Origin of the sequence: Novosphingobium naphthalenivorans NBRC 102051 (assembly GCF_001590985.1) — a bacterium.
In the GTDB taxonomy this organism is placed as follows: Bacteria; Pseudomonadota; Alphaproteobacteria; order Sphingomonadales; family Sphingomonadaceae; genus Novosphingobium; species Novosphingobium naphthalenivorans.
This window is the reverse complement of record NZ_BCTX01000004.1, coordinates 18,292-33,575: the sequence shown is the minus strand read 5'-3', so window position 1 is coordinate 33,575 and position 15,284 is coordinate 18,292. Positions and strand designations below refer to the sequence as shown.

Below are 15,284 nucleotides of genomic sequence, written 5' to 3'. Positions count from 1 at the left end.
TGCCTACTTCGCCGGATAGGGCGTGCCGTCCTTGTGGAAGTAGGCCCTGTCGTCGAACATCATGTCGATGTCCGGATAGGCGCCCGTTCCCTTCTGGTTGCCGGCACCGATCGCGATGAAGCTGCAGTCCGCATCGCTTTCGTTGATCAGGTGGTGGCCATTGGTGACGCCTTTCGGCCAGGCGCAGACATCGCCGGGTTTGAGCACGGTCCTGCCATCACTGTCTCCTGAGGCATCTTCGACCAGAACGGCTTCGCCGGTCAGCATGACGAGCAGTTCGTCCTCGTCGTCGTGCCAGTGGCGCTGGCTCGACCAGGCGCCGGGCTTGAGGACCACATGGCTCGCGCCCATTTCGGTGAGCCCGCCCGCCGGGGCGAGGCGGCGCCACCAGCGGCCGGCCACGGGCTCGTCGAAAGGCGCCGGATAGCCGGTCGCGTTCGACGGGGGGATGTCTTCGATATAGAGCTTGGGCATGGGTCTTCCTCCGGCGGCTATGGTTTTCGCAGGCGGCTTGTGCGATGAGCGCGGGCTATGTCCCAGACCGCGCCCGTTGCTGCAAGTGTTACCGACCTTGCCGAAGCCCTGATCGCCTGCCCCAGTGTCACACCGGCCATGGGCATGGTGTTCGATTGCCTGGAAGAGCAGCTCGCGCCGCTGGGTTTCGAGGTTGTGCGCTTTGTTGCGGGCGAGGCGCCCGATGGGCCGGTCGAGAATCTCTTTGCCATACGGCGCGGGCCCGAAGGCTCCCGGCATTTCGCCTTTGCCGGCCATCTCGACGTGGTGCCGCCGGGGGAGGGCTGGACGACGGCGCCATTCCTGCCCGAACGGCGCGGGGAGCTGCTCTACGGACGCGGCGCAGTGGACATGAAGGGCTCGATCGCCGCAATGGTCGCGGCCGTGCGCGACATTCCGGCCGCAGCGGGCACGATCAGCTTCGTCATTACCGGCGACGAGGAAGGCCCGGCCCGCTACGGTACGCTGGCACTGATGGACCTGATGCGCGAGCGCGGCGAGATCCCCGACTTGTGCCTCGTTGGCGAGCCGACTTCGGTGCACCGGCTGGGCGACACGATGAAGATCGGCCGCCGCGGCTCGGTGAACATCTTCCTCGATGTCGAGGGCGTGCAGGGGCACGTCGCCTATCCGCATCTGGCGGACAATCCCGTACCGAAGCTGGTGGCCATGCTGGCCGAACTCGATGCGCTGGTGCTCGACGAGGGGACCGACTGGTTCCAGGCGAGCAATCTCGAAATCACGGACATCACCGTCGGCAATCCGGCGCATAATGTCATTCCGGCCCAGGCTTCGGCCCGTATCTCGATCCGGTTCAATGACCTGCACACCGGTGCCGAACTGGGCGCGCGCGTCACGGCGATTGCCGAAAAGCACGGCGGCACCGCACGGCCGGTGATTTCCGGCGAGGCCTTCCTGACCGAGCCGGGGGCGTTTTCCGCCCTGCTGGTGGAGGCCATTCGCGCGGAAACCGGCGTGGATCCAGAGCTCTCGACCAGCGGCGGCACTTCGGATGCGCGCTTCCTCAAGAACTTGTGCCCGGTGATCGAATTTGGCCTGTGCAATGCCACGATGCACAAGCGCGACGAGGCCGTAGCGATCGCCGATCTGGATGCTCTGACCCGGATTTACGGGCGCGTCATCGAGGCGGTGTTCAAAAGCCCCGGGGCAAATTCCTGACGGTCCGTGACATTGACCCGACAGGTTCGCCTGTTACGTTCTTCGTGATTTTCTTCCCGGGGGTTGCATGGCCAAACGGCTGACGTTCTTGATTATCGCAGGCATGGTGCTCGGCATTCTGGTTGGCTGGGTGCTCAATATCACGCATGTGGCCGGTGATCCGGCGCTCAAAGTGTGGGCGGACTATCTCAAGCTCCTGCCTGATGTTTTTCTGAAACTGATCAAGATGATCATTGCCCCGCTGGTCTTCGCGACCATCGTCACCGGCATTGCCGGGATGGGCGACAGCGCCGCGCTCGGGCGGATCGGTGCGAAGGCGCTCGGCTGGTTCATTTCGGCAAGCCTGCTGTCGCTGGCGCTGGGTCTGGTGCTGGTCAACCTGTTCCGCCCCGGCGTGGGTGTGGGGCTGGAGACGGCGGACGACCTGGGTGAACTGGCGACCGGCGAGCTTTCGTTCCGCCACTTCGTGCTCGAAATCTTCCCGACCAGCGCGTTCGACGCGATGGCGAACAACAACATTCTGCAGATCCTGGTGTTCTCGCTGTTCACCGGTGTTGCGCTCACCGCCATTGGCGAAAAGGGCGCACCGGTGGTCAAGGCCAGCGAGGCGCTGTCGCACCTCATGCTGCAGATCACCGATTACGTCATGCGCTTCGCCCCGGTCGCCGTGTTCGGCGCGCTGGCCAGCGTGATCGCGACCAAGGGCCTCGGCATCGTCGTGACTTACGGCGTGCTGGTGAGCGAGTTCTACTTCGGCCTGCTGCTGCTCTGGACGATCCTGCTTTCGCTGGGCGCGGTGTTCCTGCGCGGGCGCATCTTCACGCTGATCCGCTACATCCGCGAGCCGCTGCTGCTGACCTTCTCGACCGCATCGTCCGAGGCGGGTCTGCCCAAGCTGTTCGAACAGCTCGACCGTTTCGGCGTGCCGCGCCGCGTTTCGGGCTTCATCCTGCCGCTGGGCTATTCGTTCAACCTCGACGGCTCGATGATGTACATGAGCTTCGCGACACTCTTCGTGGCGCAGGCCTATGGCATCCACGTGCCGATCGAGACGCAGATCCTGATGCTGCTGACGCTCATGGTCAGCTCCAAGGGCATCGCCGGCGTGCCGCGCGCCAGCCTGGTGGTGATCGCCGCGACGCTGAGCCAGTTCGGCCTGCCGGTGGAAGGCATCGCGCTGCTACTGGGTATCGACACTTTCCTCGACATGGGCCGTTCGGCGACCAACGTCATCGGCAACGCAGTGGCGACTTCGGTCATCACCCGCAGCGAAGGCATGTTGCAGCCGCTGATGGACGACGATGCGGAGCCGCCCCATGCCCCCACCCGCACGTCCTCACACGGGCGTGCAGGCCTCAATGTCGATCCCGAGCAGTACGAGAGCTGAGAGGCGCATTGTGCTATCTCTCCCCCCTTCTCAGGGGAGAGATGCTTGGCGGCTTGTCCGCCTAAGCGGGAGTAGAGAGGGGCTTGCTTTCCCCTCTCCCAACCCTCTGCCCTGAAGGGGAGAGGGCTATTTTTTTTACCGCGAAAGCTTGACCGGCACGAACGGACCCATGCCGCAACCGGGGCCGCGCTGGAGCTGGCCGCCGTACCGGTTGAGCGGATAGATGATGTCGGTCCGGCACAGCTGCGAGAGCGAGGTCTCGTAGGTGAAGCTGTCGGCGGCCTTCAGTCCGCTGCACCGGTTGGGCAGCGTCACGCGCCAGACCCTGCCGCCGGCGCCGAAGAAGTCGATGGTCTGGTCGTCGCGGATCTTGCTGCTGGATAGCTGCGTGACCGACAGGCAGTTCAGCGCCGGGCCGACCGCTTCGGCGGCGGGGCTGGGCGGGGGCATCTTGCGCGGTTCGCCCTGGGTGCAGGCCGCCAGCGCCAGCGGAGCAAGCACGAGCATCGGCAGAGCAGCTTTCATGAGATCCTCCTCTCAGGAAGCCTTCCTGCCGGCTCCCTTCTCCATGATCTTGGGCTTGTAGGCGCACAAGTCAACGACCGGGCAGCGCCAGCACTCGGGCGTGCGGGCCTTGCAGATGTAGCGCCCGTGCAGAATCAGCCAGTGGTGCGCGCCGACGCGGAAGGGGCCGGGCACTTTCTTTTCCAGCTGCTTTTCGACTGCCAGCGGGGTCTTGCCCTTGGCCAGGCCGGTGCGGTTGCCGACGCGGAAGATGTGGGTGTCGACAGCGAAAGTCTCGGCCCCGAAGGCGCAGTTCATCACCACGTTGGCGGTCTTGCGCCCCACGCCGGGCAGCTCGACCAGGGCGTCGCGGTCCTCCGGCACTTCGCCGCCATAGCGTTCGACGAGGATCTGCGAGAGGCCGATGACGTTCTTGGCCTTGGAATTGAACAGGCCGATGGTCTTGATGTGCTGCTTGAGACCCTCTTCGCCGAGATCCAGCATCTGCTGCGGCGTCTTCACCTCGCGAAACAGCGCGCGCGTCGCCTTGTTGACGCCGACGTCGGTCGCTTGCGCGGAAAGCACCACGGCAACCAGCAACTGGTAAGTGTTGCCGAACTCCAGCTCGGTCTCGGGCGAGGGGTTGAGTTCGGCGAGACGGCGGAAGAACTCGAAGATCTGGTCCTTCTTCACCGCAGCCACCGTGCCATTTCGGGGTAGGCGGGGGCGCTCTCGGGCCCGACGCCCATGCTGCGCGTCATGCCGTACCAGGCGAGCAGGGGCACGCCGGGGCCGCCGTTATCCGCGGCAAAGGCGGTGTTCAGCGCTTCGCCGCCGCCGCGATAACCGCCGGAGTGGAACACCACGTCGAGCCCGACTTCGCACGCTTTTGCCGCGGCGACGGACCAGGCGATCGCGGCTATTTCCTCACCCTGATCGTCGCCGACTTCGACCAGCGCGGCGCGGCGGGCGGGTTCGGCAACGGCGATGTGCCCGGCCTCGTGCAGGAGATCACCGGGCCAGACCGGGGTTTCGGGATCGACCCGGATCGCCGTGCCGCATACGCCAAGGCCGGGAAGTACGATGGCCTCGTGGGGCGGCTCCGGTTCCACGGCAATGCCGATGCCGTCGAGGAAGGCGATGATGCGCTCGGCGGCGGTGGCACCGCCCGGTTCGCGCCAGCGGCAGGCCGCGAGAGCCGGATGGGGGCTCACAGGCCCAGCACCTCGGGCATGGTGTAGCGTCCCGGTTTCTGGCCCACCAGCCACTGCGCGGCCTTGACTGCGCCCTTGGCGAAGATGCCGCGGTTCTCGGCCATGTGCGCGAACGAGAGCCGCTCGTTGTCGCCGAGGAAGTGGACGGTGTGATCGCCCGCCACCGTACCGCCACGCAGTGCGGCGAAGCCGATCGTGCCGGGCTCGCGCTTGCCGGTGATGCCGTCGCGCCCGCGTACCGCGCTGTCCGCCAGGGCGACGCCGCGCCCGTCCGCCGCTGCCTCGCCCAGCAGCAGGGCGGTGCCGCTGGGAGCATCGACTTTCATGCGGTGATGGGTTTCGACGATCTCGATGTCCCAGTCCTCGCCGAGCCGGCTGGCGGCTTCGCGCACGAGATGGGCGAGCAGCGTCACGCCGAGCGAGGTATTGCCGGTCTGCAGCACGGGGATCGTCTGCGCGGCGCTGTCGATCAGCCAGTGGTGGCGTTCTTCCAGGCCGGTGGTGCCGATGACGATCGGCACGCCCGCCGCCGCCGCGGCTTCGAGATTGGCTTCGAGCGCGGCGGGGCTGGAGAAATCGATCAGCACATCGGCCTGAGCAGCCATGGCTGCCACGTCACCGTTCTTGTCGGTGCCGCCTGCAAGATCCTCGCCCGCATCGGCCAGGGCTATCGCGATGGCTTGCCCCATGCGTCCGGCGCTGCCGATGATACCGATTCTGCTCATTCGTCTTCTCCGCTGGCCGGGGTCTTGCCGAAAGGCTGCCGCACGCCCGCATGGCGCAAACAAGCCGCTTCGACAACCTCGCGTTGGACGGTATGGTCGCGCCATGGGCACTATCCGCAATATCGTGATCCTCACCGGCGCCGGCGTTTCGGCGGAAAGCGGCATCGACACGTTCCGCGATTCGGGCGGGCTGTGGGAGCAGCACCGGGTGGAGGACGTGGCGACGCCTGAGGCCTTCGCGCGCGATCCCGATCTGGTCCTGCGCTTTTACGATATGCGGCGCGCGGCGATCCAGACCAAGCAGCCCAATGCGGCGCATCTGGCCCTGGCGAAGCTGCAGGCGCAGTGGCCGGGGCGGGTGACGCTGGTGACGCAGAACGTCGACGATTTGCACGACCGCGCGGCGGCGGCGCTGGGCGTGGCGGCGCCCGATCTCATCCACATGCACGGCGAGCATCTCAATGCCTGGTGCACGGCCTGCGATACGCGCTCGCGTTGGGCCGGCCCCCTGATCACGCGCTCGGCCTGCCCGTCATGCGGCAGCGCGGCGCTGCGCCCGGACATCGTCTGGTTCGGCGAGATCCCCTACCGCATGGACGAGATTTTCGAGGCATTGCGCGAGGCCGACCTGTTCGTCTCGATCGGCACGTCCGGCGTAGTCTATCCCGCCGCCGGGTTCGTGCGCAATGCGCGCGATCTGGGGGCGGAGACCCTCGAACTCAATCTGGAGCCGTCACAGGGCACGGCCTGGTTCGACGAGGCGCGCCATGGTCCGGCGACCGAAGTGGTGCCGGCGTGGGTCGAGGAGATGCTGGGAGCCTGACGGCAGGCGCTCAATGCGCTCCGCATCCCTTGCAGGCCGGATCCTTGGCGATTCGCAGCGGGCGCATGGAAGGGGCCATGCCGTCGATCAGGTGCAGCGTGCCGAACTGGGGATCGCCGAAAGCGGCATGGCCGGCCAGCAGCACCCGAATCGCCTGCATCGCCGCGAACGTGCCGACCATGCCCACCATGGCCCCCAGCACGCCATCGGCCGCGCACGTGTCGCAGTCCTGCGCATCGAAGGCATCGCCCACGAAACAGCGGTAGCAGGGCTGATCCGGCAGGTGTCCGGCGAAGTTTGCGACCTGGCCCTGGAACCGGCCGACGGCGGCGCTGGTGAGCGGGATTGCCTGTTTGACACAGGAATCTGACACAGCCAGCCGAGTCGCGAAGTTGTCACAACCGTCCAATACGAGATGCGCGCCGGAGAGGACCTGATCAGCGTTGTCACCCCCCACCCGCGCGACGACTGAATCGACCTTGAGGCCAAGATCAAAACGCCGCACCCACTCGGCCGCCACTTCCGCCTTGGGCTTGCCGAGATCAGACGGCGTGTAAATCGTCTGGCGCTGGAGGTTGCTGACGTCGATGGCGTCATCGTCGACCAGCGTCAGCCGCCCTATGCCGGCTGCGGCGAGATATTGAAGGGCAGGACTGCCGATCCCGCCGCAGCCGACAAGCACCACGTGCGCGCCGGCCAGTGCCACTTGTCCGGTTCCCCCCACTTCGGGCAGGACGATATGGCGGGCGAAACGGGCCAGCCGGTCGGGGCCAAGGCTCATGCTGCGTCCGAGGGCTTGTCGTCGGGCAGGCGTTCCTTGACGAAGCCGTGCAGTCCAAACCACCACTGCGCTGCGATGACCGCACCCTTGGCGGGTTGCAGCATTCCCAGCATCATCACCAGCGCCAGCGGCACCAGGATCGAGACCATGGCCAGCGGACCCAGCTCGAAATCGAGCGAGAGCATGATGATCAGCGGCGCCATCAGGTGGCCGGTCACAAGGATCGCGATATAGGCCGGAAAATCGTCTGCGCGCTGCGGTGTGAGATCGAGCGTGCAGACCGGGCAATGGTCGCGCGGCTTCAGCCATTTGCGGAACAGGCGGCCCTCGCCGCAGCGGGGGCACTTGCCGCGGATGCCGCGGGTCGCGGCCTGGACGAAAGTGGCTGGAATCATGGAGCGGGCCTACAGCAAGCAACCCGGGCGGTGAAGCGGGAAATGGCCGGCCGGCTCCGGCACAAACGAAACCGGCCGGCCGCGCAGTGTGTGCGGAGCCGGCCGGTCCGGGGCAAGGCGTGGGATCAGTCGGTGGCGGCGTGGATCCGGTTGCGGCCGCCGTTCCTCGCATCGTCGAGTGCAGCATCGGCCCGGCTGCAGGCCTCGTCGAACTGGGCATAGTCCCGGATCGGCGCAAGACCGCAGGAGAACGTGACCGGCCAGCCCTGATTGGCCAGGCTCTGGTCCAGCGCGATTGAGGCGCGCAGGCGTTCCATGATCAGGCGCGCTTCGTCGAGCAGGGTGTCGGGCAGCAGTACGGCAAATTTCTCGCCGCTCCAGCGGGCCGTGATATCGGTGCGGCGCAGTTCGCTTTCGAGGTGCCAGCCCACGGCTCTCAGCACTTCGTCTCCGGCTTCCCGGCCGAACTGCTCATTGATCAGGGCGAAGTGATCAACGGCGACCAGGGCGAGGACGGCGGTATGCTGGCCGAGCAGGACTTCCCGGGCGGAATCGTCGAACCCGCGCCGACTGCGAATGCCGGTGAGCGGATCGCGCTCGGCGGCATCGACCAGGCGCCTGATACGCGCGGCCGACTCGTTGGCGGCCGTCGCGACGCCGCGCAGCAGCCGGCCCACGAGGTCGTCTCCGCCTTCGGGGATCTGTTCGACAGGCTCGCCGGTCTGAATGGTCTCCAGAATGGCAGCGGCCTGGGCAAGTGGTGCCAGCAAGGCCTGGATCGCCCAGATCCCGAGCCCGCCGCCGATCACGCTGGCGGCCAGCACGGTTGCCAGCACAGGGATGTCCCACTTTCCGCTCGCGGCTTGCAGAACGGCGCAAGCTATTGACGGAACAAGGGTCACGCTGCCGCAGATCAGCAGAATTCTTCGCTCGTAGTGGTTTGGACACAGAAAGACTGTGGCTTTGTAGAAGCGCATCGGGGGGTGCCTCTTCCAGTTGTCTCTGTCTGCGATTCGCTCGCATATCTATCTAAAGATAGTATGAGAAGGCGCTTATCAAAGCGTTAAAATTTGGAAGAGGGGGTAAGGGCGTGAATGGAAATCGATTGTATTTCCAGAAATGGTAGTTTTACTTTTCAGACGGGTCTTGCTTGGGCTGTTTACACTTGCCGCTGCTGCAAAAGAACAGGGTCTGCAAAGCGGATGGCGCCTTGCAGACCCTGTTGAGAACCCTGTGGGCTATCCCGGCAGGACCGGGGGATGAAATCAGCTTTCGAGCTGGCGCAGCAGCGAGCGGACGTCGCCGTCCATATCGGCATCGCGCGTGCGCAGTTCCTCGATCAGGCGCACCGCGTGAATCACGGTGGAGTGATCGCGCCCGCCGAACTTGCGGCCGATTTCCGGATAGGATCGCGGCGTCAGGACCTTGGCGAGGTACATCGCCACCTGACGCGGGCGCACGACCGCGCGGGCGCGGCGCTTGGAGCTCATCTCGGTACGGTCGATGCGGTAGAACTGGCAGACCGTGCGCTGGATCTCGTCGATCGTGATCCGGCGGCGGTTGGCCGACAGGATATCGGTCAGCTGTTCTTCGGCGAGTTGCAGCGAGACCTGCTGGCCGGTGAGCTGGGCATAAGCGATCAGCTTGTTGAGGCCGCCCACCAGCTCGCGCACATTGCGGTTGATGGTGCGGGCGAGGAACTCGATCACGTCGGCCGGCACGTCGATCGAGGCGAAGCGCTGCAGGCGGTTTTCGAGGATCGAGCGGCGCAGTTCGATGTCGGCGGGCATGATGTCCGCGACAAGCCCCATCGACAGGCGACTGAGCAGGCGCGGCTCGACGCCGTCGAGCGCCTGCGGCGCACGGTCGGCGGCGAAGACCAGCCGCTTACCTTCGGCCAGCAGCGCATCGATCGTGTAGAGCAGCTCTTCCTGCGCCGATGCCTTGCCGATGATGAACTGGATATCGTCCACCAGCAGCAGGTCGAAACCGCGCAGGCGGGCCTTGAATTCGATCATCTGGTTCTGGCGCAGCGCCTGAACGAATTCGACCATGAAGCGCTCGGCCGAGCAGTAGAAAATGCGCGCGTGCGGGTGGTTTGCCAGATAGGCGTGGCCAATCGCGTGCAGCAGGTGCGTCTTGCCCTGACCGGTCGCTGCCTTGAGGTAGAGCGGCGAGAACTGCGGCTTCTCGTTGGCGGCCATGCGCTGTGCGGCGTTGAACGCCAGCACATTGGCGGTGCCGGTCACGAACGAGGTGAACGTCTGCGAGGCGTCGATGCTGGCCGGGCCCTGGCCGAGCGCGGTGAACGATTCGCCTGCCAGCGCAGCCGAAAGCGGGTCGGCGGTGCCATGCGCCGAATCGTTGGCCGGTGCGCTCCCCGGGCGGCCACCGCTGCCCAGGCGCAGTTCGGGCAGCTGGCGGCGGCCGGGATGGACGAGGATGCGCACGTGGCGCACGTCGGGCCGGGCGATCTTCCACGCGAGCGAAAGACGGTCGGCGAAGCGATCGTTCACCCAGTTCGCCGAGAACTCGGTCGGCAGGTAAAGGTCCAGCGTACCGGTTTCGTTGCAGTAATTGCCCGGCTGAATCGGCTTGATCCACTGGCTGTGGACCTGATGGCCCAGGTCCTTGCGCAGGCCCTGGCTGATATCTGCCCAGTCGGCCGCCAGATTTACGGCTTCCTGATCCTCTTCCATCACTGCACGCACCGCCTTGGACTTCCTGTTCGCTGAATTAGCGTTCTGACCCGTTGATGACCCTGACACCCGCTCGAACTCCCCTGGTTCGTCTGACCTCAAGCAGCCGTGCCGGAACCGATTCCCATCGACGAAGAGCAAATAAACCCCCAAGCCGCAAACCTTGGTTTGCAGCTCTAGTTATCCACTCTATCGATGTTTTCCCCGGCCAGTTCCGCAACGGCCGAGAACCCTTTTGGTAGGGGTTTTGCCAGCGTGCAATACAGGCTCAGCCAAATAAAAAAAATTATCGCAGTTGACACACGGATGACTGCGGGGTTCCGCCACAAAAAATATTTTGTGGCTAAAAAACAGCATCTTCCGCAGTGCGGCACCGCGAATCGCAGCGTTTTCACAGCTTTGGGTCGCTGTGCAGTGCACTGCAGCGTAAAACGAAACGGAGCCGGAGATTGCCTCTCCGGCTCCGTTCCTGTTTTGAGCTCAGGGAAGGCGTCCAGCGCCTGTCCCTGAATGCCGAATCGGCCTGCGACTTAGAGCGCGGAGACGCGCTTGGTCAGGCGCGACATCTTGCGCGCAGCCGTGTTCTTGTGAATCACGCCGCGGGCGACGCCACGGGCCAGCTCGGGCTGGGCAGCCTTGAGGGCATCGGCAGCAGCAGTCTTGTCACCGCCGGCGATCGCGCTTTCCACCTTCTTCACGAAGGAGCGGATGCGGCTCATGCGGTTGGTATTGATTTCAGCGCGACGCTCGTTGCGGCGGATGCGCTTGCGGGCTTGCGGCGTATTGGCCATCGAATTTCCTCTGTCTGGCCGAACCTGCGGCCCCTACCTAACGAATCTGCGGGTGGCGAGCGGACTCGCCGGAAAGCGCGCCCCTTAGCGGTGGAGGTGACTTGCGTCAACCCGGTGGTCGCTCCCGAAACCGCCTATTTCTGCAGGTTTGCCCCGTTTGCGCCTCCCGGCGTAACCGGAAACGGCATCCGCTCAGGCTCCGCGCGGGCTGGCGCTACCGCTGGCAGCGCCGGCACCAGAACGTGCTTCTCCCGCCCTGAACGAAACGCAGGACCGGGGCGCCGCAAGTGCAGGGTTCGCCCTCGCGGCCATAGACCTGCCAGGAAGCGGCGAAATATCCCAGCTCGCCTGAAGGCTGCGCGTAGTCGCGAATCGTCGAGCCGCCGGCTGCGATCGATTCGGACAGCACGCTTTGAATTGCGGGCACCAGCCGGGTGAGGGCGGGCAGCGAAACGCGCCCCGCTTCCTTGTCGGGGCGGATGCCCGCGCGGAACAATGCCTCGCAGACGTAGATATTACCGAGCCCGGCGACGATCGTCTGATCGAGCAGCAGCTGCTTGACCGGGGCGATGCGGCTGCTGAAGGCGCGTTTCAGGTGCTGCGGGGTCAGATCTGGGCCAAGCGGCTCCGGACCAAGCCCGGCGAAGGGGCCCCAGCTATCGAGCGCCTCTGTCGCCACCAGATCGACCGAGCCGAACCGGCGCGCGTCGTTGAGTGCCAGCACATGCCCCGATTCGGTCTCCAGCACGAGATGGTCGTGCTTTTCCGGCTTCTCGGGCTCGATCCGCCAGCGGCCGGACATGCCCAGGTGAAAGACCATGGTCTGTTCGCGGTCGGTATGGATGAGGCCGTACTTGGCGCGCCGCCCCATCGCGGTGACGCGGGCGCCGGTCAGCGTCTGGACCAGATCGGGCGGGAAGGGGCGGCGCAAGTCCGGCCGGTTGACCTGCACGCGCGCGATTCGCTCCCCTTCGAGGAAGCGGGCAAGACCGCGGACGGTGGTTTCGACTTCGGGTAGCTCTGGCATTTGCGGAAGCGTTAGCCGGATCGGCGGCGCCTGTCATCGCTAGGCATTACGCGCCGCTGCGTGTTACGCCGATGCCGCATTCGCCTGTACCCGGAGGAAGACCGCGCGCACGTCATCGGGCAGGGCGGGGTCAGGATCGCTCAGCATGGCGCAGGCGCGCGCTTTCATGCCCGGGTCCCAGAATTGCAGGATATGATCGGTGGTGGCCGCTATGGCTGCCTCCTGCCCTTTCACGGCGAAATTACGCAGGATCTGCCCGGCCATATAGGCAAGGCGTTCGCCGGTGGACATCATGGCCCCAGTCACTCGATCACTCCAGTCACTCCATAACTCCCGTCACTCCGCAGGCTCGGCAGGTTCGATGCGGCGGCTCTGCTCCGCCTGCGCGCGGTAGCTCTTCTGCCACTCCGAAGGGCCGTTCGAAGGGGCGACCTGCACGGCCGTCACTTTGTATTCGGGACAATTGGTCGCCCAGTCCGAAAAGTCGGTGGTGATGACATTGGCCTGCGTGTCCGGGTGATGGAAGGTCGTGTAGACCACGCCCGGCGCCACCCGGTCGGTAATCAGTGCGCGCAAGCTCGTTTCGCCCGCGCGGCTGCGCAGCGAGACCCAGTCGCCGTCGCGAATGCCGCGGTTCTCGGCATCGTGGGGGTGGATTTCCAGCCGGTCCTCGGCGTGCCAGGCCTCGTTGGGCGTGCGCCTTGTCTGCGCGCCGACGTTGTACTGGCTGAGAATGCGGCCGGTGGTGAGCAGCAGCGGGAAGCGTGGGCCGGTACGCTCGTCGGTCGGCACGTAGTCGGTGACGACGAACAGGCCCTTGCCGCGCACGAAGTGGTCGATGTGCATGGTTGGCGTGCCCTCGGGCGCGGCGGCGTTCATGGGCCACTGCACCGAGCCGCGCTGTTCCAGCACATCGTAGTTCACGCCCGCGAAGGTGGGCGTCAGCCGGGCAATCTCGTCCATCACTTGCGAAGGATGGGTATAGGTCCAACCCAGCCCCATGGCGTTGGCCACGAGCTGGACGACTTCCCAGTCTGCGTACCCGTTTTTGGGCTCCATCACCTTGCGCACGCGCTGGATGCGGCGTTCGGCATTGGTGAAAGTCCCGTCCTTTTCGAGGAAGGTCGAGCCCGGCAGGAAGACGTGGGCGTAATTGGCGGTCTCGTTGAGGAACAAGTCCTGCACCACCACGCATTCCATTGCCGCCAGCCCGGCCGCGACGTGGGTGGTGTTGGGATCGGACTGAAGGATGTCCTCGCCCTGGATGAAGATGCCCTTGAAGGTGCCGTCGGTCGCGGCGTCGAGCATGTTGTTGATGCGCAGGCCCGGCTCGGCATCGAGCGCGGTGCCCCAGTCGGCCTCGAACAGCGCGCGCGTGGCGCTGTCGGACACATGGCGGTAGCCGGGCAGCTCGTGCGGGAAGCTGCCCATGTCGCACGAGCCCTGCACGTTGTTCTGCCCGCGCAGCGGGTTCACGCCGGTGCCGGGCTTGCCGACATTGCCGGTTGCCATGGCGAGGTTGGCAATCGCCATGACCGTGGACGAACCCTGTGAGTGTTCGGTGACGCCGAGGCCGTAGTAAATCGCTCCCCTGCCACCACTCTTGCCGCCGCCGGTGGCATAGAGGCGCGCAGCGGCGCGCACGTCGGCGGCGGGAACGCCGATGAGGTCCTCGATCGCTTCGGGCGAGCGGGCGGGTTCGGAGACGAAGGCGGCCCATTCCCCGTAGGCCTCGCCGTCGCAGCGCTCGCGCACATAAGCCTCGTCCACCAGCCCTTCGGTCACGATCACGTGCGCCATGGCGGTCAGCAGCGCGACATTGGTGCCGGGGCGCAGCGGCAGGTGATAGCCGGCCTCGACATGGGGCGAGCGCACCAGATCGATCCGGCGCGGATCGATGACGATCAGCTTCGCGCCCTGCCTGAGCCGCTTCTTCAGGCGGCTGCCGAAGACCGGGTGGCCGTCGGTGGGATTGGCGCCGATGACGAGGACGACATCAGCCTGTTCGACGCTGTCGAAGTCCTGCGTGCCCGCAGATGTGCCGAACGTGGTCTTGAGGCCATAGCCGGTCGGCGAGTGGCAGACGCGCGCGCAAGTATCGACGTTGTTGTTGCCGAAGCCCTGCCGGATCAGCTTCTGGACGAGGAAGGTTTCCTCGTTGGTGCAGCGGCTGGAGGTCACGCCGCCGATGGCGCGGGTGCCGTAGGCGTTCTGGATACGGCGGAATTCGGAGGCGACATGGGCGATGGCCTCGTCCCACGAAACCTCGCGCCAGGGCTCGTCCACCGAAGCGCGCACCATCGGATTGAGCACGCGGTCGCGGTGCTGGGCGTAGCCCCAGGCGAAGCGGCCTTTCACGCAGGAATGGCCGTGGTTCGCCTTGCCCTGCTTCCACGGGACCATGCGCACCAAGTCTTCACCGCGCATCTCCGCGCGGAAGGTGCAGCCCACGCCGCAATAGGCGCAGGTAGTGACGACGGCGCGCTCGGGCGTGCCCTTTTCGATGACGGTATTCTCGATCAGTGCCGAGGTCGGGCAGGCCTGCACGCAGGCGCCGCAGGAGACGCATTCGGAGGCGAGGAACCCCTCATCCTGGCTCGCTGAAATCTTGCTGGCAAAGCCGCGCCCGTCGACGGTGAGCGCCAGCGTGCCCTGCACTTCGTCGCAGGCGCGCACGCAGCGCGAGCAGACGATGCACTTGGCCGGATCGAACGTGAAATAGGGGTTGCTCTCGTCCTTGCACCCTTCGAGGTGGCTGGCGCCTTCGTAGCCGAAACGCACATCGCGCAGGCCTACGGAACCCGCCACGTCCTGCAGCTCGCAATCGCCATTGGCGGAGCAGGTCAGGCAGTCGAGCGGGTGGTCGGAGATATAGAGCTCCATCACCCCGCGCCGCAGCTTGCGCAGCTTCTCAGTCTCGGTGCGCACCACCATGTCCGGCGAGACCGGGGTGGTGCAGGAGGCGGGATAGCCCTTGCGGCCCTCGATCTCGACCAGGCACATGCGGCACGAGCCGAAGCTTTCCAGGCTGTCGGTGGCGCAGAGCTTGGGGATCGCGGTGTCCACCATCGCGGCGGCGCGCATGATCGAGGTTCCGGCGGGGACCGAAACCTGCTGGCCGTCGATGGTGAGCGATACGGTCTCGCCGTGCTTTTCCGGCGTTCCGAAATCCTTTTCGCGGGTGAATGTCATGTCGTTCTACTCACCTGAATCCGAAGCTAGCATCCCTGCCCACGTCATCCCCGC

The 15,284-nt window shown here is 65.6% G+C and carries 16 protein-coding genes; 3 read left to right on the top strand and 13 right to left on the bottom strand.

The features are described 5' to 3' along the window. Positions 1 to 3: 3 nt before the first annotated feature. Positions 4 to 474, bottom strand: a complete 471-nt coding sequence (locus NN5_RS02350; protein WP_067732455.1) for a cupin domain-containing protein — start codon at positions 472 to 474, stop codon at positions 4 to 6. Between the two features lie 57 nt (positions 475 to 531). Between NN5_RS02350 and dapE the strand changes: the two genes are divergently transcribed. Continuing rightward, positions 532 to 1,692 (top strand): succinyl-diaminopimelate desuccinylase, encoded by a 1,161-nt coding sequence (gene dapE / locus NN5_RS02345; protein ID WP_067732454.1) that lies wholly within the window; start codon positions 532 to 534, stop codon positions 1,690 to 1,692. A gap of 67 nt (positions 1,693 to 1,759) precedes the next feature. Beyond that, on the top strand, positions 1,760 to 3,079 hold the full coding sequence (locus NN5_RS02340; RefSeq protein ID WP_067732453.1) for a dicarboxylate/amino acid:cation symporter: 1,320 nt from the start codon (positions 1,760 to 1,762) through the stop codon (positions 3,077 to 3,079). Between the two features lie 135 nt (positions 3,080 to 3,214). Here the strand turns inward: NN5_RS02340 and NN5_RS02335 are convergent, their stop codons facing one another. From NN5_RS02335 to dapB, 4 genes are read right to left on the bottom strand one after another with little or no spacing between them, the layout of a single operon-like run. After that, a complete protein-coding gene (locus tag NN5_RS02335; protein ID WP_067732452.1) occupies positions 3,215 to 3,604 on the bottom strand; it encodes a hypothetical protein in 390 nt (129 codons plus the stop codon). Between the two features lie 12 nt (positions 3,605 to 3,616). Then, a complete protein-coding gene (nth, locus tag NN5_RS02330; RefSeq protein ID WP_067732528.1) occupies positions 3,617 to 4,276 on the bottom strand; it encodes an endonuclease III in 660 nt (219 codons plus the stop codon). Continuing rightward, positions 4,273 to 4,797, bottom strand: coding sequence for a hypothetical protein (locus NN5_RS02325; protein ID WP_067732451.1), 525 nt, complete (start codon positions 4,795 to 4,797; stop codon positions 4,273 to 4,275). Before NN5_RS02325 ends, nth begins: the two co-directional genes overlap by 4 nt. After that, on the bottom strand, positions 4,794 to 5,522 hold the full coding sequence (gene dapB / locus NN5_RS02320) for a 4-hydroxy-tetrahydrodipicolinate reductase (RefSeq protein ID WP_067732450.1): 729 nt from the start codon (positions 5,520 to 5,522) through the stop codon (positions 4,794 to 4,796). The genes NN5_RS02325 and dapB overlap by 4 nt, the downstream gene beginning before the upstream one ends. A gap of 103 nt (positions 5,523 to 5,625) precedes the next feature. On the opposite strand from dapB, the gene NN5_RS02315 reads away from it, so the two are divergent. Next, positions 5,626 to 6,345, top strand: a complete 720-nt coding sequence (locus NN5_RS02315; protein ID WP_067732449.1) for an NAD-dependent deacylase — start codon at positions 5,626 to 5,628, stop codon at positions 6,343 to 6,345. A 10-nt stretch (positions 6,346 to 6,355) separates the two neighbouring features. Here the strand turns inward: NN5_RS02315 and NN5_RS02310 are convergent, their stop codons facing one another. The 8 genes from NN5_RS02310 to fdhF form a co-directional block, all read right to left on the bottom strand. Next, positions 6,356 to 7,126 carry a HesA/MoeB/ThiF family protein gene (locus NN5_RS02310; protein ID WP_067732448.1) on the bottom strand — a complete coding sequence of 257 codons (771 nt, stop codon included), beginning with the start codon at positions 7,124 to 7,126 and terminating at the stop codon, positions 6,356 to 6,358. Beyond that, entirely contained in the window at positions 7,123 to 7,521 is a 399-nt protein-coding gene (locus tag NN5_RS02305; RefSeq protein ID WP_067732447.1) for a DUF983 domain-containing protein, read from the bottom strand. The genes NN5_RS02310 and NN5_RS02305 overlap by 4 nt, the downstream gene beginning before the upstream one ends. A gap of 125 nt (positions 7,522 to 7,646) precedes the next feature. After that, positions 7,647 to 8,498 (bottom strand): GGDEF domain-containing protein, encoded by an 852-nt coding sequence (locus NN5_RS02300; RefSeq protein ID WP_067732446.1) that lies wholly within the window; start codon positions 8,496 to 8,498, stop codon positions 7,647 to 7,649. A gap of 288 nt (positions 8,499 to 8,786) precedes the next feature. Beyond that, positions 8,787 to 10,220 carry a chromosomal replication initiator protein DnaA gene (gene dnaA, locus NN5_RS02295; protein WP_067732445.1) on the bottom strand — a complete coding sequence of 478 codons (1,434 nt, stop codon included), beginning with the start codon at positions 10,218 to 10,220 and terminating at the stop codon, positions 8,787 to 8,789. A gap of 530 nt (positions 10,221 to 10,750) precedes the next feature. Continuing rightward, positions 10,751 to 11,011, bottom strand: coding sequence for a 30S ribosomal protein S20 (gene rpsT / locus NN5_RS02290; RefSeq protein ID WP_067732444.1), 261 nt, complete (start codon positions 11,009 to 11,011; stop codon positions 10,751 to 10,753). A 214-nt stretch (positions 11,012 to 11,225) separates the two neighbouring features. Continuing rightward, positions 11,226 to 12,038, bottom strand: a complete 813-nt coding sequence (mutM, locus tag NN5_RS02285; protein WP_067732443.1) for a bifunctional DNA-formamidopyrimidine glycosylase/DNA-(apurinic or apyrimidinic site) lyase — start codon at positions 12,036 to 12,038, stop codon at positions 11,226 to 11,228. A 63-nt stretch (positions 12,039 to 12,101) separates the two neighbouring features. Continuing rightward, the gene (locus NN5_RS02280) at positions 12,102 to 12,344 is read right to left on the bottom strand and encodes a formate dehydrogenase subunit delta (RefSeq protein ID WP_245656157.1); all 243 of its coding nucleotides are present in this window, start codon (positions 12,342 to 12,344) and stop codon (positions 12,102 to 12,104) included. Between the two features lie 30 nt (positions 12,345 to 12,374). Next, complete coding sequence (gene fdhF, locus NN5_RS02275; RefSeq protein WP_067732441.1) at positions 12,375 to 15,230, bottom strand: formate dehydrogenase subunit alpha; 2,856 nt, start codon at positions 15,228 to 15,230, stop codon at positions 12,375 to 12,377. Between the last annotated feature and the right edge of the window lie 54 nt (positions 15,231 to 15,284).